19 protein-coding genes are annotated in these 19465 nt (G+C 59.9%); 9 read left to right on the top strand and 10 right to left on the bottom strand.

The genetic code is table 11. The annotated features are described in order from the left end of the window. The first annotated feature begins 59 nt into the window (after window positions 1-59). Window positions 60-965: a carbohydrate ABC transporter permease gene (locus tag JOE65_RS05740; RefSeq protein ID WP_205162322.1), complete on the top strand. Its 906-nt coding sequence runs from the start codon at window positions 60-62 to the stop codon at window positions 963-965. Continuing rightward, entirely contained in the window at window positions 965-1852 is an 888-nt protein-coding gene (locus tag JOE65_RS05735; protein ID WP_205162321.1) for a carbohydrate ABC transporter permease, read from the top strand. The genes JOE65_RS05740 and JOE65_RS05735 overlap by 1 nt, the downstream gene beginning before the upstream one ends. Window positions 1853-1936: 84 nt before the next feature. On the opposite strand, the gene JOE65_RS05730 is transcribed toward JOE65_RS05735, so the two are convergent. Continuing rightward, entirely contained in the window at window positions 1937-2656 is a 720-nt protein-coding gene (locus JOE65_RS05730; protein ID WP_205162320.1) for a S1 family peptidase, read from the bottom strand. A gap of 18 nt (window positions 2657-2674) precedes the next feature. Beyond that, window positions 2675-3400: a S1 family peptidase gene (locus JOE65_RS05725; protein WP_205162319.1), complete on the bottom strand. Its 726-nt coding sequence runs from the start codon at window positions 3398-3400 to the stop codon at window positions 2675-2677. A 232-nt stretch (window positions 3401-3632) separates the two neighbouring features. Between JOE65_RS05725 and JOE65_RS05720 the strand changes: the two genes are divergently transcribed. Continuing rightward, entirely contained in the window at window positions 3633-4727 is a 1095-nt protein-coding gene (locus JOE65_RS05720) for a Gfo/Idh/MocA family protein (protein ID WP_205162318.1), read from the top strand. Between the two features lie 67 nt (window positions 4728-4794). Here JOE65_RS05720 and JOE65_RS05715 read toward each other — a convergent pair whose 3' ends face one another. The 5 genes from JOE65_RS05715 to purN form a co-directional block, all read right to left on the bottom strand. Beyond that, window positions 4795-6024 carry an NADP-dependent isocitrate dehydrogenase gene (locus tag JOE65_RS05715; RefSeq protein WP_338021553.1) on the bottom strand — a complete coding sequence of 410 codons (1230 nt, stop codon included), beginning with the start codon at window positions 6022-6024 and terminating at the stop codon, window positions 4795-4797. A gap of 135 nt (window positions 6025-6159) precedes the next feature. Beyond that, window positions 6160-7782, bottom strand: a complete 1623-nt coding sequence (gene purH, locus JOE65_RS05710; RefSeq protein ID WP_205162316.1) for a bifunctional phosphoribosylaminoimidazolecarboxamide formyltransferase/IMP cyclohydrolase — start codon at window positions 7780-7782, stop codon at window positions 6160-6162. Between the two features lie 56 nt (window positions 7783-7838). Then, entirely contained in the window at window positions 7839-8447 is a 609-nt protein-coding gene (locus JOE65_RS05705) for a DUF6318 family protein (protein WP_205162315.1), read from the bottom strand. Between the two features lie 117 nt (window positions 8448-8564). Beyond that, a complete protein-coding gene (gene corA / locus JOE65_RS05700) occupies window positions 8565-9581 on the bottom strand; it encodes a magnesium/cobalt transporter CorA (RefSeq protein ID WP_205162314.1) in 1017 nt (338 codons plus the stop codon). Next, window positions 9568-10149 (bottom strand): phosphoribosylglycinamide formyltransferase, encoded by a 582-nt coding sequence (purN, locus tag JOE65_RS05695; protein WP_205162313.1) that lies wholly within the window; start codon window positions 10147-10149, stop codon window positions 9568-9570. Before purN ends, corA begins: the two co-directional genes overlap by 14 nt. A 39-nt stretch (window positions 10150-10188) precedes the next feature. On the opposite strand from purN, the gene JOE65_RS05690 reads away from it, so the two are divergent. Next, the gene (locus tag JOE65_RS05690) at window positions 10189-10590 is read left to right on the top strand and encodes a hypothetical protein (protein WP_205162312.1); all 402 of its coding nucleotides are present in this window, start codon (window positions 10189-10191) and stop codon (window positions 10588-10590) included. Between the two features lie 9 nt (window positions 10591-10599). Here JOE65_RS05690 and JOE65_RS05685 read toward each other — a convergent pair whose 3' ends face one another. Together JOE65_RS05685 and JOE65_RS05680 are read right to left on the bottom strand one after the other, a co-directional pair. Further along, window positions 10600-11874 carry a cell division protein PerM gene (locus JOE65_RS05685; protein WP_205162311.1) on the bottom strand — a complete coding sequence of 425 codons (1275 nt, stop codon included), beginning with the start codon at window positions 11872-11874 and terminating at the stop codon, window positions 10600-10602. A gap of 77 nt (window positions 11875-11951) precedes the next feature. Further along, the gene (locus JOE65_RS05680; protein WP_205162310.1) at window positions 11952-12704 is read right to left on the bottom strand and encodes a TSUP family transporter; all 753 of its coding nucleotides are present in this window, start codon (window positions 12702-12704) and stop codon (window positions 11952-11954) included. A 165-nt stretch (window positions 12705-12869) separates the two neighbouring features. On the opposite strand from JOE65_RS05680, the gene JOE65_RS05675 reads away from it, so the two are divergent. Next, window positions 12870-13775 (top strand): YsnF/AvaK domain-containing protein, encoded by a 906-nt coding sequence (locus tag JOE65_RS05675; protein WP_205162309.1) that lies wholly within the window; start codon window positions 12870-12872, stop codon window positions 13773-13775. 294 nt (window positions 13776-14069) lie between these two features. Continuing rightward, window positions 14070-15542 (top strand): stealth family protein, encoded by a 1473-nt coding sequence (locus JOE65_RS05670; RefSeq protein ID WP_239536895.1) that lies wholly within the window; start codon window positions 14070-14072, stop codon window positions 15540-15542. 1 nt (window position 15543) lies between these two features. Here JOE65_RS05670 and JOE65_RS05665 read toward each other — a convergent pair whose 3' ends face one another. Continuing rightward, window positions 15544-16446: a phosphodiesterase gene (locus tag JOE65_RS05665; protein ID WP_205162308.1), complete on the bottom strand. Its 903-nt coding sequence runs from the start codon at window positions 16444-16446 to the stop codon at window positions 15544-15546. A 189-nt stretch (window positions 16447-16635) separates the two neighbouring features. On the opposite strand from JOE65_RS05665, the gene JOE65_RS05660 reads away from it, so the two are divergent. The 3 genes from JOE65_RS05660 to JOE65_RS05650 all read left to right on the top strand — a co-directional run bounded on the left by JOE65_RS05660 (window position 16636) and on the right by JOE65_RS05650 (window position 19462). Continuing rightward, window positions 16636-17052, top strand: a complete 417-nt coding sequence (locus JOE65_RS05660) for a DoxX family membrane protein (protein ID WP_205162307.1) — start codon at window positions 16636-16638, stop codon at window positions 17050-17052. A 4-nt stretch (window positions 17053-17056) separates the two neighbouring features. Beyond that, the gene (locus JOE65_RS05655) at window positions 17057-18478 is read left to right on the top strand and encodes an outer membrane protein assembly factor BamB family protein (RefSeq protein WP_205162306.1); all 1422 of its coding nucleotides are present in this window, start codon (window positions 17057-17059) and stop codon (window positions 18476-18478) included. Window positions 18479-18607: 129 nt separating this feature from the next. After that, window positions 18608-19462, top strand: coding sequence for a CPBP family intramembrane glutamic endopeptidase (locus JOE65_RS05650; protein ID WP_338021552.1), 855 nt, complete (start codon window positions 18608-18610; stop codon window positions 19460-19462). The last annotated feature ends 3 nt before the right edge of the window (window positions 19463-19465 follow it).

The raw sequence follows: 19465 nt of genomic DNA, 5'->3' as shown, positions 1-19465 counted from the left end.
AAGGCCCGTTCGCCCTTCCCTACGTATACTGCCCGTCCGCCGGGCCAACGGAGAAAACCATGTTTAAACGCATCAAATCCTGGGGGCCGCCGCTGCTCCTCGTGACGCCATCCATCATTCTCGTGGCGGTGTTCGTCTATGTTCTGATTGGACAGAACCTGCAGATCTCGATGACGAACAAACATACGGCAGCGCCTGCCACCAAATCCGTGGGCTTTGACAATTACATCAGGCTGCTCCAAGACGATGATTTCCAGCATTCGCTGCGAAACCTGGGTCTGCTGACCGTTGTCTTCCTCGCGGGCACGCTGATCTTCGGTTTCCTCTGGGCCTGGATACTGGAACGTCCCGCCTTCGGCGAAGGCTTCTTCCGCTCCGTATATCTGGCACCCATGGCCGTTTCGTTCATCGCTTCGGGTGTTGTCTGGCGCTGGCTCCTGTCCAGCCTGCAGACCGACCAGCCTGGTGGAGAAAGAGCGTCCGGGCTCAATCGTCTGCTCGATGACGTCGGGCTGGGGTTCTTACAGAACTCGTGGTGGTCGGACCCCAACTGGGGCATCGCGGCCATTGCGGTTCCCGCCATATGGCAGCTTTCCGGATACGTCATGGCGCTGTTCCTCGCAGGGTTCCGTGGAATTCCCGACGAGTTGCGTGAAGCTGCCCGCATCGATGGGTGCAGTGAATGGAAGCTCTACCGGCATGTCATCTTTCCGCAGCTCAGCCCCGTAATGCTCTCGGCCGTCATTATCATCGGTCACATGTCGCTGAAACTCTTTGACCTTATCCGCGCCATTGTCCCGGACGCGAACACCTACGCGATTCAGGTGCCCGCCACTGAGATGTGGGTCAAATACATCGGCGGCGACTATGCGGACTCCGCCGCTATCGGCATGATCATGCTTGTACTCGTAGCCCTCGTGGTCATCCCCTACCTCGTCTACACCTCACGTCAGGAGAAGCGCTGATGACTACAGCAACCGTTCCGGCCACGGCCGACGTCGACGCTGGAGATCTCCGTCGCGGCAAGCGATCTGCCAGGCCAAAGCTGAACCGTACGCTGAAGTATGCGCTACTGCTGGTCGGCGTGATTTTTGTGCTCATTCCCGCTTACGTTCTGGTGGTGACCAGTTTCAAAGGAGCATCCGACGCCGATCCGTCCACGGCGTGGTACCTCCCCACGGAGTGGGTCACCGACGGCTGGGTCAAGGCCTGGGAAACCCTTTCTCCCTCACTGGGTAGGACGTTTGCACTGGTCATACCGGCGTCGATCATTTCAGCCGTGATGGGCTCCATGAATGGTTTTGTCCTCTCCCGCTGGCGCTTCCCCTACGCCAATCTGGTCTTCACCATGATCCTGTTTGGCATGTTCATCCCCTACCAGGCCGTCATGATTCCGCTAACTCAGTTGCTGCAGAACCTCGGTGTTCCCGGCGGCATACCATCGCTGCTCCTGCTGCATATTGTCTACGGCATCCCCATCTGCACGCTGATCTTCCGCAACTATTATGAGTCCATCCCAACCGAGCTCATTGAGGCCTCGAGGATGGACGGCGCCGGACTCCTGCGCACCTACGCCTCGGTCATTATTCCGCTGTCCGCTCCTGGGTTCGTGGTCGTGATTATCTGGCAGTTCACAGCAGTGTGGAATGACTATCTCTTTGCAGCGTTCTTCTCCTCCGGAAGTAACGGCCCCGTGACGATCGCCCTGAGCTTCCTGGCCGGTGGCCAGCTGACGGACTATGGGGCGTCCATGGCGGGCGCATTGATTGCGTCCATTCCCACGCTGATCGTGTACATCCTGCTCGGCAAGTACTTTGTCGGCGGGCTCATGAGCGGCTCCGTCAAGGGCTGAGCATTTAAATGACCAATGGCCGCTCGTGGCTGGATATCCCCTGTTTGGGGCAACCACGAGCGACCATTGGTCACTGGTGCGAAATCAGGATCCACTGACTCCCGACACCGAGGTGATCCAGTTGATGCCGTGGGGAACGGACGAGTACCAGGAGTAAGCACTCGTGTCACTTCCGCCACTCGCACTGGTGGACGCAACTCCGATAACCTTCCCGTTGATCACCAGAGGGCCCCCTGAGTCGCCCTTCCAGGCTTGACCGTTCACGCCGTAATTACGGTAGGCCGGGCCGTTGTAGGCATCCGTTGCGAGACCGTCAATGTAGACATTGGCGGTCTTCAGCTGGGACGATGCTGGTCCGTCCGGTGTTGTGCGGCCCCACCCGAAGATGCTGCCACCGGTGGTGTACTGAAGCTTGTCAGCTTCCAGACTGGCGTAGTTGCCGTAGTACGGGCTCCGCAGCTTCAGCAGTGCCAAGTCACCGCCATTGTAGGAGTAGTAGGTGGAAACTGCCACGTTCGTACCGCTGCCGAGCCGGCCCGAGCCAAGGTTCACGGACATGTTGCCCCCTACGCAGTGCTTCGCGGTGAGAACCCACTGCGAGGAGATCTGCGATGCGGAGCAGGTGAAGTTGCCATTGGAGTACACCTGGGCGGCAAAGGGAGCAGCGTTGATGCTGACTTCATTGCCGCCAACAATGTTCGGCGATGCTGTGTCGGGGCTGGGAGCAGCGTTTGCTGCTGCCGGGCCGGCTAGCGCCATGGCTGCAACTGCTGCGATGCCTGCAAATTTCAAGTTCTTTTTCATCGTTTATTCTCCTACTACTTATTGTCCGGTAACTCCGCTGACTGACGTGATCCACGGCATGGCGTGGTAAACGTAGGCGTAATTGGCGTAACGGTAGATACTGTCCGGGTTTCCGCCACCAGTGGACAGAACACCTGACTGCTGGCCGCCGACCATGAGAGGTCCGCCGGAGTCGCCCTTGTAGACCTGTCCGTCGACACCGTAGGTTTCGACGGCGGGACCGTTGTAGGCGTCGTAGGACCCTCCGGTGATCTTCACGCTGGCGTGCTTGAGGAGGGACGACGCCGAACAGGCTCCGCACGTGCGGCCCCAACCGTACGCGTCCGCGGCCTGGTTGACTGACACGCGATCCTTGTTCAGCGTCACTGTTGTTCCGTAGTACGGGGTGCTGAGCTTCAGCAGCCGCACGTCCCCGCCGGACCATGCATAGTCAGCAGCCACGGTGCGCAGTGTTCCCTGATTCAGTGAGCTGGAGCCCAGACGGACTGACTTGGTTCCTTCACAGTGGCGTGCAGTCAATACCCATTGGGAGGAGATGAGGGAACCGGAGCAGTTGAACGCATTTCCCGTGGAGTTCACGTGGATCTGCACCGCGTACGGAGCACTGCTGATGGGGATCGTGTCGCCACCGACAATGTTCGGGCTTGCCTGGTCTGGGCTCGGTGCAGCGGTTGACGCTCCGGCAGTTCCCATGAGGGCCAGCGCTACGATTGCTGCGCCGCCCAGTAGTTTCTTCCTGATCATGTTCATCCTTTGCTACGTCCGGTGGGCGCTCCATTGCGCTATCCGGAGGTGTTATTGAGGCGGCCCGTTGTCAGCCAAACGATCGTTTGATTTCTGCGGGCTGTTCCAAAGGTAGAGACCCTTGGCAGCTTTCTGCCACAAATCTGTGAAATGAATGAGAGTTTGCGCAAAGTTGTCCCAAAATGGACACGATTCGTTGACACGCTGTAGAACGTGTGAGTAAATACGCTTCATGGACCATGATTCTCGCCTGCCCATCCATGCCCCAGCGCTGAACGAACAGGAAAATCCGACGTCGCCCACTGGGCAATCCCTCCGGTGGGGAGTCGTGGCAACCGGGAAGATTGCCGCAACCGTCAGCGCAGACATTGCCCTCCTCGAAGATGCCGTACTCCACGCGGTCAGTTCCCGCACAGCCGATAAGGCCCAGGCGTTCGCGGCACGCTTTGGCTTTGCCCGCGCCTACTCAGATACCGGTCCCATCTCCGGGTACCGTCTGCTGTGTCAGGACCCGGACGTGGACATTGTCTATGTTGCTGCGCCCCACGGGCAGCACTATGAGATAGTCCAGGCGGCACTTGAAGCGGGAAAGCATGTCCTCTGCGAGAAATCTCTGACCATCAACGCCTGGGAGGCACGGGCACTCACTGAGCTCGCAGCCATACAGGGGGTCTTCCTCATGGAGGCAGTCTGGAGCCGTTTCCTCCCCTCACTCAACCGGGCATGGCAGATCATCCGCTCAGGTGAGCTTGGCGACATCCAGTGGGTTCAGGCGGATCTTGGCTTTAAGGCACCGCTGGATCCGGCAAGTCGTATCTGGGCCCCAGCCGCCGGTGGCGGTGCGTTGCTGGACCTTGCTGTCTACCCGCTGACCTGGGCGTTGGGTACCCTCGGTTTTCCAGACGAGGTTCGTGCCTCAGGCCATCTCAACGACGACGGCGTAGACGTCCAGAACGCACTCACACTTCGCTACGCCTCCGGCTCCCACGCACAGCTCACGACGTCGTTGGTGGCCTCCTCGCCCCGCACCGCCACAGTGTGTGGAAGTCTCGGGTGGCTGCGAACCGGCGCCCCGCTCCATCATCCGCTGGAACTGAACATCATGGCGGCGGGTGACGCTCAGCCGCGCGTGGAACGCTTTGCCCCGGTGGGCAACGGGTACACGTACGAGCTACGCGAGGTTACCCGCTGCGTCCAGGACGGGCGGACGCAAAGCGCAACCATGCCGTTAGCGCACTCGCTCGCCACCATGGAAATCTTCGACGACGTTCGGAAGCAACTTGGTGTCCACTACGCGAACGACGACGCCGCAGAGACCACCCCTTAAAGCACTCATGGGCCATTCTCCGCGGCGGCCTGCCCGGAGAATGGCCCATGAGGTGGAACGTTGCGCCCTACTTGGCCAAGCGCGCCGAAAGGTTTTCGTCAAGCGCCGCGAGGAACTCCTCGGTGGTCAGGTACTGTGCGTCCGCGCCAACCAGCAAAGCCAGGTCCTTCGTCATCTTGCCCGATTCAACAGTCTTGATGACGACGTCTTCCAGAGTCTGAGCGAACTCGGTGACCTCCGGGGTGTTGTCCAGCTTGCCACGGTGCATCAGACCACGAGTCCACGCGAAGATCGACGCAATCGGGTTGGTGGAGGTGGGCTTACCCTGCTGGTGCTGCCGGTAGTGACGAGTCACCGTACCGTGGGCAGCCTCCGCTTCAACGGTCTTGCCGTCAGGCGTCATGAGCACGGACGTCATGAGGCCCAGCGAACCGAAGCCCTGCGCCACAGTGTCCGACTGGACGTCGCCGTCGTAGTTCTTGCACGCCCAGACGTAACCGCCCTCCCACTTCATTGCCGAAGCCACCATGTCATCGATCAGACGGTGCTCATACGTGAGGCCGGCGGCGTCGAACTGGTCCTTAAATTCGGCGTCAAAGACTTCCTGGAAGAGGTCCTTGAACTGGCCGTCATAAGCCTTGAGAATGGTGTTCTTGGTGGACAGGTATACCGGGTAGTTCCGCTGCAGGCCGTAGGCGAAGGATGCACGGGCAAAATCACGAATTGAATCGTTGAAGTTGTACATGCCCATCGCAACGCCACCGTCTTCACCGTAGGTGACGACTTCATGCTTGATCTCCTGGCCGCCGTCCTTGGGCGTGTAGGTCAGGGTCAGAGTACCGGCGCCGGGAACCTTGAAGTTCGTGGCCTTGTACTGATCACCGTGCGCGTGGCGCCCAATGATGATCGGCTTGTTCCAGCCCGGGACCAGCCGCGGAATGTTGGAGATGATGATCGGTTCGCGGAAGACCACGCCGCCGAGGATGTTGCGGATGGTGCCGTTGGGCGAAACCCACATCTTCTTCAGGCCGAACTCTTCAACGCGCGCCTCATCAGGGGTGATGGTGGCGCACTTGACGCCGACACTGTGCTCCTTGATGGCGTTCGCAGCATCAATGGTCACCTGATCATCGGTGGCATCGCGGTTCTGGATCGACAGATCGAAGTACAACAGATCAACATCCAGATAAGGGTGGATGAGGCGTTCCTTGATGAACTGCCAGATGATGCGCGTCATCTCGTCGCCGTCGAGCTCTACAACCGAACCCTGGACCTTAATCTTCTGTGTGTCAGCCACACGTTCTCCTTGCATCGTCAGGGCCTTGTGAGCCCCTGTTATTTCCGGGTTGTGTCCTGACCCAACTATGCCACAAGGCCTAATATGCCTCTAAATGCGCTAGTGTCCGCTCCGCACCCCAGTTGGATCAAAATTTCAGTGAAAGAAGTGCCGCGATCCGGTGAAGTACATGGTGATTCCGGTGGCTTTCGCAGCCGCAATCACTTCCTCATCTCGCACCGAACCGCCGGGCTGGACCACGGCGCGGACACCGGCGTCGATGAGGATCTGCAGGCCGTCCGCGAAGGGGAAGAACGCGTCCGACGCCGCTACGGAACCGCGCGCACGCTCCTGACCTTCGCCGCCCAGAGTATTGGCGCGCTCCACTGCGAGCCGGCAGGAGTCCAGCCGATTGACCTGCCCCATACCTACCCCGACGGCGCCGCCATGGTGGGCCAGCAGAATCGCGTTCGATTTTGCAGCACGACAGGCCTTCCACGCGAAAGCGAGGTCCGCCAGAGTTGCTTCGTCTGCCGCCTCACCGGCAGCAAGCGTCCAGTTCTCGACGGAATCGCCATCGGACTCGACGGTATCCGCCATCTGGAGGAGCACTCCGCCAGATACCTGGCGCATTTCCACAGGCTCTCGGCGATAGCCGTCGGGGAGGGTGAGCAATCGGATGTTCTTCTTGGTCTTCAAGATCTCCAGGGCAGCCGGCTCGAATCCGGGCGCGATGACGACCTCGGTGAAAATGTCCTTGATGGCCCGTGCCATGCCCTCGGTGACCTCGCGGTTGGCAGCGATCACGCCGCCATAGGCGGATACGGGATCGCAGGCGTGGGCCTTGGCATGGGCGTTGGCCATGAGGTCCTTGGCGTCCGCAGAAGCAACGGCGACCCCGCACGGATTGGCGTGCTTGACGATGGCGACCGCTGGTTCAGCGAAATCGAAGGCGGCTCGCAACGCTGCGTCCGCATCCACAAAGTTGTTGTAACTCATTGCTTTACCGTGCAGCTGATCGGCTTGGGCAATACCCGGCGCTGCTCCCTGCTCAACATAGAGGGCAGCAGCTTGGTGCGGATTTTCTCCGTAGCGCAGAACCTCTGAGCGTTCCAGCGACAATCCGGCGTAAGCCGGGAACGCGGGGACCGCCAACGAATCGCCCTGATCGTCGCCGAACTGCGCTGCAGTCCACGCCGCCACTGAATTGTCATAGGCAGCTGTGTGCGCAAAGGCGAGGGCTGCCAGCCGGCGTCGGGCGGTGAGATCAAAGCCGCCTTGAGAAGCTGCGTTCACAACGTCCGTGTAGCGTGCCGGATCCACCACGACGGCCACCGAAGGATGATTTTTGGCGGCAGACCGGACCATCGCTGGTCCGCCGATATCAATTTGCTCCACGACGTCGTTCTCCGCGGCGCCGGACTTCACGGTCTCCACGAACGGGTACAGGTTCACCACCACGAGATCGAACGCCTCGACGTCCAGCTCACGCAGCTGATCTATGTGTTCCTGCCGACGTCGGTCTGCCAGGATTCCGGCGTGGACACGGGGGTGAAGAGTTTTCACCCTCCCGTCCAGGCACTCCTGGAAACCGGTCACCTCTGAGACCTCGGTGACAGGTACCCCGGCGGCAGCGATCCGCTGAGCGGTGGAACCGGTTGAGACAATACTGACTCCCGCCTGGTGCAACCCCGCGGCCAGTTCCTCAAGCCCGGTCTTGTTGTAAACAGAAATCAGTGCACGGCGGATGGGGACACGATCAAGCTTCAGAAGACTCACGCAGCTACTCCAGAGATTTTCAGACGGGTGTGTACTTCTAGCTTAACGGCCGGTGACTACTGTTCGGGAAGCTCGACTCCCGGGGTCTCTTCCAAGGACGTCAGCCTCCACTCGCCACCACGGAAAATCAGTTTGGCTGTGTGGATGGTGCCTTTGCTGCTCCACTCACGGGTATCCGATACGCTGCCATCTTTAGTGAACTCCGAGTAAGCGGTGGGAATCGAAGGCAAAAGGACCGTGACCTCCACCCCTTCGCCAATCTTCGACGCGTCAGGATCAATGACAAAGACGTTCTGGATGTTCTCCGTTCCGCCAAGAATCCAACCGCCGTCGTCGTAAACGGCGTTGATGTGCTTGGCCTGAGCGGCAGGCTGCGGCGCCTTATCCATGGACTCCAGCATCGCAGTGGTGTCACCAGTGAGCTGTGCATAGGACTCGAGCTCAAAGTAGTAGTACAGGAAGGCTTTTGCCCCGTCCAGGGTTGGCTGACCGGCTAGTTCATTGGTTTCGGGGCGCTCAACGTTGATCGCAGGGGCGGTTGAACTGGCCGGCTGCGGGCCCTCTTCAGCAGCCACGGTGCCCGGTGCTGCGTCATTACCGCAACCGGTCAAAACCATGGCGGCAAGAGCGGTCACAGCCGCAAATTTGGCAAAAGTGTGAGTCATTTTTTTGGTCCCTGGGAGTCTGCGCGCGTGAACGGTGAATCAACCGTCTTTGCACACCTTATCCGCGGCCCGGAGCGACGAGACCCGGAATCCTGCTTCTTGTGGCGTACTTCACTCTCAGAGCCAGTTGTTTCGTCTGAACGTCCAATAGAGCCCCACTCCGAGCATGAGCATGAGTCCGATGGAGAACGGATACCCGAAGGCCCAGTGCAGCTCCGGCATGACGTCGAAGTTCATGCCGTAGATCGAAGCGATCAGCGTTGGTGCGAACAAGATGGCTGCCCAGGAGGAGATTCGCTTCACTTCATCGTTCTGCTTCAGCGATGTCTCCGTCATCCGCTGCATTTCTGCGTTCTGCCGCTGCGCTACAAGGGTGGAATGTACTGTCAGTGCGTTCTGAAGCAGGGCGCGGAAAGTGTTGGCCCGGTCCACGACTCGGATCACATGGTCATGAACGTCTCGGAGTCTGCGCCCCAGCTCGTTGTCTATGGTGTACTGGCTTCCGCCACGTTGAAGGGTCTCGATCATATTCTGCAGCGGCTGTGTTGCGCGCTGGAACTGGAGTACCTCACGGTGGAGTTTATAGATACGACGTGCCACACCCGGATTTCCGCCGAAGAGATCGTTCTCAATTTCGTCGATGTCATTCTCCAGCCCGTTGGCCACCGGTTCATAACCGTCCACCACCTCGTCCAGAATCGCATAGAGGACCGCGTCCGGTCCCATGGCCAACAGCTCCGGCATGCCCTCGAGACGGTGGCGTACCTTGCCCAGATCAGGAGCCTCCGCATGCCTGATGGTCAGCACAAAATCCGGCCCCACGAAAACATGAACTTCCCCGAACTCCACTCTTTCCTCACGGTCCAGGTAGCGGGCAGGGCGCAGCACGACGAACAACGTGTCTTCGTAGCTCTCGAGCTTGGCCCGCTGATGTCCCTTGGATGTGTCCTCCACACTGAGGTGGTGAAGACCAAATTTATTGGCGATCGCATGAATTTCGTCGTCGTCCGGACGGTACAGTCCAATCCACGCCATGCCCTTGACGTCCCGCATCAGCTCGAACGTTTCATCTAGGCTGTCCGGCTCCAGTGCCCGTCGTCCGTCTACGTAAACAGCGTTATCAACGAGTGGCATGGTCTGCCCTTTCGGCGAGGCTCGCGAGAGTCTCGATCAGTAAGCGACGCTCCAGAACCTTGATCCGTTCGTGCAAGGAGTCTTCGGTGTCATCGTCGAGGACCTCCACTGCTTGCTGAGCGAGGATGGGACCGGTGTCAACCCCGGCGTCGGCGATCATGACGGTGCAGCCGGTGACCTTGACCCCGTAGGCCAGCGCATCCCTCACCCCATGTGCACCCGGAAAAGAAGGCAAAAGAGCAGGATGTGTATTGAGGTACCTGTTGGGGAAACTATCCAGAAACTCTTCACCGACTATGCGCATGAAGCCCGAGGACACCACGTAATCAGGCTGGTAGAAGGCAACCGCCTGCGTTAGCGCAGTGTTCCAGTCCGCTCGGTTGGGATAGTCAGCAAAGTTCACCACAAACGTATCGATGCCGGCGTCGGCAGAGCGCTGAACGCCACCGGTTCCTGGGCGGTCCGCGCCCACCGCCGCAATCTCCACCTGAAGCGCACCGCTACTCACGGAATCGATAACGGCTTGCAGGTTGGATCCGGCGCCTGAGACCAGGACTACTATTCGCATGCGTCAACTTTAGGCGTCGGCACCCTCTAGGCTGAAACAATGGATCAGAAGACATCGCCCTCCCCCGACCAGGAGCAGGCTCTCAGGGGAAGGACCCTACTGCGGTGGTTCATGGTCTTCTTTGTGCTCATGCTCATCACGGGCACTCTGCCGCTCCCGTGGAAGGTACTGGGGCTGGCCACCGGTATTGCCGCCGTCGTCATGGGTATTTTCACCCTCGTTCACCTGTTCAGATTCAAGCGTTCGCGGATTTTGAAGGTAACCACCGTACTGGGCCTGGTCATCACTTTGCTCTCAACGCTGGGCACTGGGGCCATGGTCGCGCTCTGGCCGTTCACCGCTGATTATGAGCAGTGCATGGAACTGGCTCTGACGATCGAGACTAAAGCGGAATGTCAGGAAAACTATCTCTCCCTGAACGGTTTGCTCCCCACTCCGTAGGGCCTGGCCTCAAGCGGAGCGTTCGCGCTCCAGCCACGGGCCGAGTGCGTAGCCAATGACGACGCCGATCGCTATTTCCGGAGCCAGCCAGAGCGCTACTTCCAGTGGGGCCGGGCCAAGATCCACGAACCGCCCGATCCCGGCGGATCCCTGGGCAAGCCACGCTATGACCGCGCCACAGAGACCACTGACTACACCAATGAACACTGCCAGTACGAGTGTGGAAACGGTTGACGTCAGCCAGCGGACGTCAATTTTGATGGCCAGCCACTCATCAAAGTGGTTTTCACCTTCGCGCAAGAACCACCAGCCTGCTATGACGCCGGCGAGCACGGGCAGGATGAGCACGGCAAAACCGTAGTCGAGGGTCCCTGTTGGGAGAGCGCCAAGAATGGGCACGGCCGGAAGTGGTCCCGCACTCGTCGCCAGCGGAGTGATGGAACTGCCCGTCCCGAGCGCGAAACCCGCACCGGTGGACCAGGCAAATGACCAGCCCACCAAGTTTGGTAGGAACCCCAGTTGCGCGATGGTCAGGACGCTACCGCCCACTATGCCCGGCTCCAACCGTTCGTAGAGGGTAACGATGTCCGCCCAGTGAAGGGCGATAGTAGTTGCCAGCAGCACCGCGGCCAGTCCGGTGGCTGCGGTGATGCCCAACAGGCCCGCACGGATGGCTGACCATACATAGGAGCCGGCCCATCGTGAGTGCTGACTGGTTTTTGCGATCCAAACGGTGAGGTCCATGCCAATCAGCCGCGGCCAGGACCCCGCTTCGCGGTAGGCACCGACAACAAGCCCAGCACCGGCAGGGATCAGCGGGATCAGCGCGCCAGCCAGCAGGGATGCCGAGGCTTCGGAGGTGCTGCACAGGTACGCCGTCATCAGGCCGAGCGCAGCGTAGATTCCAAGCGCTCCCAGCAGACCCTGCCACAACTGGTCCGTATAGGACGCGCGTGCGAGCCGCCGCCCCGAACGCCAGGCCAACGCGAAGGGAATCAGGCTCAGACCAAGTGGGATCAGTGAAAGGACACCGGTGCTCTGCCCGTCAGAGGACACATCCTCGGGAAATTTCAGTGTCAGGGGTACGCCATGAATCAGCAACCAGGCCTGACCGGCGAGGCGTGCCACGGAGAGGAAACCGCGGTCGGTGAAACCGTTGGCAAACCAGACGCCGGCGAGAGGAAGGACAACGGCGAGCGCGGACAGTAGCGCGGCTTGCCCGAATTCAAAGACGCCTTGCAGCCAGAGCGGCATGGCGGGCATTGGGCGCGTTGAAAGTCTCATCTGCTCTATCGTCGCACCCCCGCGCGGGCGCTTTGGCCAGCCACGCGGTGAGGACGCACGCGCCCCTTTGGGCAAGTTCAAGCCAGGAGGTCGGTGATGCCCTTGACGAATGCGGTTGCCGCGCCGATGAAGGCTATGACGATGACGGCGAAGCGTGCGTGGTTATCACGGATGTGGCGGGCAAGCCTTTCGCCGACAAAGATGCCGGCGCTAATGGCAAGCGCAATTCCAATCCATGCCCATGGCGGGATGGGCGGCACTTGACCGGGTGCCAGCGTAATTTTTGTGACGAGAGTGACTAGTCCTATGACAACGAAGAACGGCTGCAGGGTGGCCGCGAAGGGGCGTTGAGGCCAGCGGGCCAGGAGCGCGTAGACGCTGACGGCCGGACCGCCGACGCCTGCCATGGAGTTGGTCAGTCCCGCGGCCACGCCCGCCGTCGCCTTGGGGAGGTTACCGGTCAGGACGATGGTGGAGCGTTGCAACAGCAGCGAGATAGTCAGGGCGGCGAGGACCACAGCGCCGACGGTCACGGCCAGCGGAGCGGCGGGCAGGTAGACGGCCGCGAATGATCCCGGTATCGATCCGAGCGCTGAGGGTAGCGTCAACCACCGGAACATGCTCCAGTCGATGTCTTTCCAGACGCGCACAGTGATGATGGCGGAGGAGACAACGCCGCAGATGTTCACCAGCAGCACGCCTTCGTGGGGTCCAAGCATCAGGACGAGGAAGGGCACGATCAGCATGGCGAAGCCAATTCCGGCGATGCGCTGAGTGGTGGATCCCAGGAAGATGGCCACGATGATGGCGATGAGCAGTCCTGTTGTCACCTGTTTACCCTAGCTCGCAGGCGACTGTCAGTTGTGGATGAACGTGGTCAGTAACAAGAGAACACCATCGACGTAGTTTGCTAAGTATGCTGTTATTTGCTGGTTGATCGTGTCTATGCTGGTCCCACCATCAGCCACGCCGTCACACTGAGTCAGGAGTAGACAATGATTACCCAACAGAACATTGAAGAAATTCTCAACAATGGTGGACATCTGGTCGGGACCGACGGTCACAAGATCGGTTCCATCGGCCAGTTTTACGTCGACGACGATTCCGGAAACCCCAGCTGGGTTACCGCCAAGACTGGACTTTTCGGCTCCTCAGAATCCTTTGTTCCGCTGTCAGAGGCCACAGTGGACGGAAATGACGTTCGTGTCCCGTATGACAAGGACCAGGTGAAGGACGCTCCAAGGATGGAAGCTGATTCACAGCTCTCCCCCGAAGAGGAAGACCGACTCTACAAGCACTATGGTGTTGGTACTGGCACCGACACTGGTACTGACACCGACAGTGATACCGGCAACGACACCCGCTCGGCAGCCGCCGGAACGTACTCCGGCGTCACAACCGGAACGGACGATATGCGCGGCGAACGCACGGGGACGCACCTGAGCGACGACGATTTCGGCACCGACGCCGACGACCGGAACCGCGATGACGGACATGACACATCTGGGCCCAACACCGACGAGGCAATGACACGGTCCGAAGAGGAACTGCATGTTGGCACAGAGAAACACGAGACCGGCCGGGCGCGACTGCGCAAGTACGTGGTGACGGAAGACGTGGAGACGACCGTACCGGTCAGCCACGAAGAGGTCCGGGTGGAGCGTGAACCGATCACTGACGCCAACCGTGGGAACGCCTCATCCGGGGCAGAGCTCAGCGAAGAGGAACATGAGGTTGTCCTGAACGAGGAACGCCCCGTGGTGGAAAAGGAGACTGTCCCCGCGGAGCGAGTGCGCTTGGACAAGGAAACCGTGACCGATGAAGCGCACGTCAACGAGGAAGTTCGCAAGGAAAGGATCGAAGCAGAGGGCGTGGACGACGACGGCAGAGACCGCCGCTGACCTAGGCCGGCGGCGCTTAGCCTACGCAAACGCGTGGCCTAGGTGCAGGTACGTGGTTTCCGCACCACGCACCTGCACTTGGGCCACGCGTCTGTGTGTTGGCGCAGCCCAGGATTTTGCGCGTGCCTTTACCATTGGAAGGACGTACACCCACATATTTTGGAGGCATCCATCACGAACTCAGTCGCGCAGCAGGACGCCTACTTTGGAGCCCCGGAACCAGGGCCAGAGCAAGAGGCTTTCGAGACAGTGTCCAGCGCAGCGGAACAACGGTTCCGCAGTCGCAGTGACCTGATGCTGGTCAAAGGCCGTTTTGCCCTCATCAATCGTGACCTGACACCGAACGATGCCATGGTGGAGGATCTGCTGTTCATCCGCACCGTCCTCGACAACGCCGGAATCGGCTACCTTCTGGTCCGCGGCAACGATGCGCGTCCCGTCATCGCGGTTGACCTTCAGGAATCAGATGCGTTCCGCGACGCGCTCGTCACGGCCTGCGCCAACGAGCCGTTCTACGTCCGGACCGTGGACACCAAGGGCCGTTCCACCCGCTTGGTGGCCGACGGAATCTTCTCACGAAGTGGCATGGCACGCATCTTCAGATTATTTCGGCCACGGATTGAGCCCTTTGGTGAACTGGTCTACGGCCCATCTGCGGGGGTACAGGTGGAGTTCTGGGAGCGGGCCGGTGAGCTGATGATCCTGCCCATGGAAAATTCGCTGACGCGCCGCTCGATTGATGCCTCGGAAATGGTCCGGGGAACCGTAGAGCGCCACGGCCTCACGTGGCCAACGATCGACAACATGTTCGCGGACCATGCAACAGACATCGACTTCGACATCGACATGGTGTTCTCGTGGGTTGATGGAAGCTCCCCGGAGTATCAGGCAGCACGGGCAGCACGCATGCAGGGCGTCATCGTGGGCGAGGGAGACGACAACGAGGCGCGTTTCCGCCAGATCAACGAACTCAAATACGCGCTACGTTCGGTGTACATGTTCGCTCCGTGGATCCGGCGCATTTTCATTGCCACCGATTCCGCTCGGCCGGACTGGCTCGCCGACCATCCAGCAGTGACTCTGGTGCCCTCCGAAGAGCACTTCCGAGATTCATCGGTGCTGCCCACGCATAACTCGCAGGCCGTCGAGAGTCAGCTGCAGCATATTCCCGGATTATCCGAGCATTTCCTCTACTCCAACGACGACATGTTCTTTGGCCGGCCCGTCAGCCCCGGATTGTTTTTCTCCCCCGGCGGAATCACCAAGTTCATTCAGGCAGAGACGCGCATTGGGCTTGGCGACAATGACGCCGAACGGAGCGGCTTTGAAAACGCGGCCCGCGTTAATCGCCGTCTACTGCACGAGAGGTTCGGCCGGATCACCACGCGCCATCTGGAGCACTGCGCCGCTCCTCTGCGCAAGAGCGTGCTGCTGGAGATGGAAGAAGAGTTCGCAGCCGAGTTTGCTTCCACGGCGGCCTCGCGCTTCCGTGCCAAAGACAACATCTCGGTCACCAATTCGCTGTACCACTACTACGCACTGCTCACAGGCAGGGCAGTCACCCAGGAATCAGCGAAGGTGGGCTATGTGGACACCACCACTTACTCGGGGCTCAAGAGTCTGCGGAAGCTTTTGGCAAAGCGGCACCGCGACTGCTTCTGCCTCAATGACGGCAGCTTTCCGGAGGTTGCCGCGGAGGAACGGGCTCATCTCGTGACGGATTTCCTGGAGAAGTATTTCCCGCTCAAAGCTCCCTGGGAAAAATAGTCTAAACCGGTATCAGCACGGATGCACCTGGAATTCGCACACCGTGCGCCTCCAGGCGCCGCTGAGTCTCCTCGCGGCTCACGGCAGTGCCCACTGTTCCATAAGAACCAACTGACACCACAGAATGGACAATGGTTTCTGGGTAAACATGCACCAGATTGTAAGACTGGGCGCCGTCCTGACCTCGGGTGCCGCCGGCGTCGTACGTGAGATCCTGCGTGTAGCAGGTGGCTGAGGCAACTGACACCGGAATACCGGCAAATGTGGCCGACGTCGAATAGTGGAGATGGCCAGCCAAAATGCCACGAACATCGGTTCCCCGCACGACGTCGGCCAAGCTGGCCTGATCTCGCAGCTCCACGAGGACAGCCAGATCCTGAACACTCGGCACCGGAGGATGGTGCAGCGCCAGAATGGTGCCCATGGGAGCCGGCATGGCCAGCTCGGTGGCCAGCCACGACAGCTGCGCACCGGAGAGATGACCGTGATGATGGCCTGGAACCGTGGAATCAAGGGTGATAACGCGAAGGCCCCCCACCCAATACGTCCTGTCAATAGGACCTGTGCTGGCCCTCTCATCCAGCAGCCCAACACGGAAGGCACTGCGGTCGTCGTGATTCCCCATGGCCCAGATGACCTGCGCCCCGAGCTTCAGGGCCGCAGGCTCAACGATAGAACGAAGTTTTGCGTAGGCTTCCGGCTCGCCCTTGTCCGCAAGGTCGCCGGTGAACAAAATGGCTTCCGGATGGACCCCGGAAGCCTCTAGCTCCTCAAAGATGCGCCGCAGCCTTGCCTCGCTGTCCACTGCGCCGTACAACGGCGCAGCTCCTGCGAGCAAATGAGTATCGGACATGTGAAGAAGAAAATGCTGCGACCGTGGATGCTCGGCCGTCCGGTATTCCATGGTGACCTTCTCGATAGCTGGTCTTCTGGCACTCTGTACGTCACATACAACCAGAGCACGGTAAATTCTTGGTGTACAACAACCGGCAAGTCGGGAAACTATCGAACGGAACCTTTTCACAGGCGCTGGACCAACCTGCACCAGGAACGTACGCTCGAAGGGAATTCTCCTAAAACCGAAGGGAACACCATGAAGCTATCCCACCTCCCACTCCGACTGGCCACCGGCGCATTCATCCTCAACTCGGGGGTCTCGAAGCTGAACCTCGACAAGGACACCGCCGGATATCTACAAGGCATGGCCAGCAACGCATTCCCCCAGGCAGGCAAGCTGGAACCGGAGAAATTTGGCAAGGCGCTCAGTGCGGCGGAAATAACGGTCGGTGCCATGCTGCTGGCACCATTTGTGCCCAGCAGGCTCGCGGGGCTCGCGCTCGCAGCGTTCTCCGGTGGACTGCTGACCATGTACTTCAAGACACCAGAACTGACCGAGGAAGACGGCATCCGCCCTTCTCAGGACGGGATTGCCGTAGCGAAGGACTCCTGGATGGCGGCCATCGCCCTCGCTTTGATCTTTAACCGCAAGCATAAGAAGTCCAAAAAATAGTCTCATGATCAAACGAACCGCGTCTGTGATTCTGGCCCTGCTGATGGTTTTCGCACCGGCCACCATCATTAGCGCGCCGCTGCCGTCGCCGTCGTCGTCGTCGCAGGAATGGACACAGTACCGGTTGAGCGCAGATAAGAACGCCGTCGTCGTCAATACCGCATTGAAAGATCTTGGCGAGGTCACGTACGCAACGAACGATCAGGTGCGTGCTACACCTGTTGTGGTTGGAAACCGGCTCTTCGTGGGAAATCACGATTCGGGTGACCTTTTTGCGTTCGATCTGACGACGGGCGAGGAAATCTGGCACAACCAGGCGCCCAACTGGGTACATTCGGAGATGATCTACCGGGACGGGACGGTCTTTGTTGGGTACGGCAACCGTTTCCCCCAGGAGAACAAGAAGTTCCGCGGCACGGGAGAGAGCGGTGTTCTGGCACTAGAGGCAGAAACCGGCCGCATCATCTGGGACTTCAAGACCGACGGCGAGGTGATGCCGACACCCGCATTCGCCAACGGGTCCGTTTATGTGGTCACCGGTGACCACAACCTGTACCAAATCGACCCTGAAACCGGTAAGGAGCAGAGCCGGACCGACATCGGTTCCGCGGTGAGCATGTCCTCCCCCGCTCTCAAAGACGGAATCTTGTACTTCGGCGCAGGGCATCCGCCGCCCGGCTTCAGCATCACCGCCTATGACACCGGATCCAACAAGATCCTCTGGCAATCCGACTTTCCAGAGACGCTCTACGGCATGGACGATGTTCCACCGGCGGTGCACGACAGCGTGCTGGTCACCACGGCCATTGAAGCCGTGCCGGAAGACCAGAACCGGGAGGAAGGCGAGTTCACGCACACGATCTACGGCGTCAACACTTCTGACGGCAGCGTCCTGTGGAAAGACACCCTGGGCAAGGGGAAACCCAAACCGAACAACAAGTCCGGGGCACCAATGATCTATAACAGCAACGTTTTTGTGGGCAGCCCCACCACTAAAACTTTCTACTCCTACGACCTGATGACTGGCGAAAGGCTGTGGCAGTTCGACTCTGGCACCGTCAAAGGCGCACCGGTAGCCAAAGACGGTGTGGTGTACTTCGGCAACACCGACGGCGAAATCCATGGCCTCAGCGCAGAAAGCGGCGAAGAGCAGGGGTCCCATCAGCTCGAGGGTAAACTGGCACCGGCCGGTCCGATCATCGTCAACAACTCGGTCATCGTGGGTAGCCAAGACTCCAACGTCTACGCTTTCCCGCTGGCGGACGCCAATGGGGAAAACGCCAAAGCGTTGTTGGTGTGGGGCACCATCGCCGTCGCGGTGGTGCTGCTCATTGGTCTCGTTGCCCTGTTTCTCCTGCGTCGACAAAGAAAGCAGTCGCCGAGCCACCCCCACGAAAAAGTACACCCTGATCCGCCCCCCTCATGAGGACAAGGACCTGAACTGAAAACGGAATCCACGGACATCGCCGCTGTCTCGGCCACCCCGTATCACCGCGCCGCCAGGTCCTGGCCCGGCTACCGCTGGTGGAAACCGCTACTCACCGCTGCGCTGGCCGTGACATTCTTCTTGGCCTTCACCCTTCTGCTCATCGGCACACTGCTGGCCATTGCCTTCACCACAGGCGAAGGGCTTTCCGCTCTGGAGCGCATGGCAGAACTGGATCTCAGCGATCCGTTGACCTTCGGGTTCGCCATGGTCTCCGTGATCCTCATGCTTCCGTCGATCATCCTCGCGACCCTCATCACGGGTCCACGTCCGCTCGGTACCCTGTCCTCCGTTGTCGGCAGGCTTCGCTGGAAATGGTTGATGCGGTGTGGAGGCCTCGCCGTCGTGATCTACGGTCTCAGTTTCGGCCTCACGCTGATGCTGCCCTCGGGTGCTGGGGAGGAACTCTCAGCTCCAGGCTTCGATGCCGGGACCTTCCTGCCACTGTTGATCATGACGTTGCTACTGGTGCCCATCCAAGCGACCGCCGAGGAGTACGTATTTCGGGGGTACCTGATGCAGACCATCGGTGGATGGCTGAAGCATCCTGCCTTTGCGATTTTGCTGCCTGTCCCCCTGTTTGTCCTTGGCCACGCGTATGAGCCGCTCGGACAAATCGACATCGCACTTTTCGCCATTTTCGCGGGCTGGATCACCTGGCGGACGGGCGGCCTTGAAGCGGCGATCGCCGCCCATGTGATCAACAATGTGACAATTTTCCTTCTCGGCTCCGTGGGACTCGCGGACGTCAACGCCACCACCGTGCAGCCAATCGCGCTCCTCGTATCAGTACTGACTCTGGGTGCCTACGGGTGGTTGGTTGTTCGCATGGCAGACCGCCGCGCCATCCACCGGACTGTGCCGGTACGAGCCGTCGACGGCCATCTGCAGGGACCTATTCAGAATGTTGTTCCGAACGCCTAGTGT

This window comes from Arthrobacter roseus, from assembly GCF_016907875.1.
Taxonomy (GTDB): domain Bacteria; phylum Actinomycetota; class Actinomycetes; order Actinomycetales; family Micrococcaceae; genus Arthrobacter_J; species Arthrobacter_J roseus.
This window is presented reverse-complemented; position numbering and strand designations above follow the sequence as displayed.

Excerpts from the sequence above, each read along its gene's own strand:
- JOE65_RS05725 (WP_205162319.1), bottom strand. The coding sequence starts at position 3,400 with ATGATCAGGAAGAAACTACTGGGCGGCGCAGCAATCGTAGCGCTGGCC.
- JOE65_RS05730 (WP_205162320.1), bottom strand. The coding sequence starts at position 2,656 with ATGAAAAAGAACTTGAAATTTGCAGGCATCGCAGCAGTTGCAGCCATG.
- JOE65_RS05670 (WP_239536895.1), top strand. The coding sequence starts at position 14,070 with ATGCTGGTCAAAGGCCGTTTTGCCCTCATCAATCGTGACCTGACACCG.
- purN (WP_205162313.1), bottom strand. The coding sequence starts at position 10,149 with ATGCGAATAGTAGTCCTGGTCTCAGGCGCCGGATCCAACCTGCAAGCC.
- JOE65_RS05655 (WP_205162306.1), top strand. The coding sequence starts at position 17,057 with ATGATCAAACGAACCGCGTCTGTGATTCTGGCCCTGCTGATGGTTTTC.
- JOE65_RS05720 (WP_205162318.1), top strand. The coding sequence starts at position 3,633 with ATGGACCATGATTCTCGCCTGCCCATCCATGCCCCAGCGCTGAACGAA.
- JOE65_RS05675 (WP_205162309.1), top strand. The coding sequence starts at position 12,870 with ATGATTACCCAACAGAACATTGAAGAAATTCTCAACAATGGTGGACAT.
- JOE65_RS05660 (WP_205162307.1), top strand. The coding sequence starts at position 16,636 with ATGAAGCTATCCCACCTCCCACTCCGACTGGCCACCGGCGCATTCATC.
- JOE65_RS05735 (WP_205162321.1), top strand. The coding sequence starts at position 965 with ATGACTACAGCAACCGTTCCGGCCACGGCCGACGTCGACGCTGGAGAT.
- JOE65_RS05705 (WP_205162315.1), bottom strand. The coding sequence starts at position 8,447 with ATGACTCACACTTTTGCCAAATTTGCGGCTGTGACCGCTCTTGCCGCC.
- corA (WP_205162314.1), bottom strand. The coding sequence starts at position 9,581 with ATGCCACTCGTTGATAACGCTGTTTACGTAGACGGACGACGGGCACTG.
- JOE65_RS05740 (WP_205162322.1), top strand. The coding sequence starts at position 60 with ATGTTTAAACGCATCAAATCCTGGGGGCCGCCGCTGCTCCTCGTGACG.
- JOE65_RS05665 (WP_205162308.1), bottom strand. The coding sequence starts at position 16,446 with ATGGAATACCGGACGGCCGAGCATCCACGGTCGCAGCATTTTCTTCTT.
- JOE65_RS05685 (WP_205162311.1), bottom strand. The coding sequence starts at position 11,874 with ATGAGACTTTCAACGCGCCCAATGCCCGCCATGCCGCTCTGGCTGCAA.
- JOE65_RS05690 (WP_205162312.1), top strand. The coding sequence starts at position 10,189 with ATGGATCAGAAGACATCGCCCTCCCCCGACCAGGAGCAGGCTCTCAGG.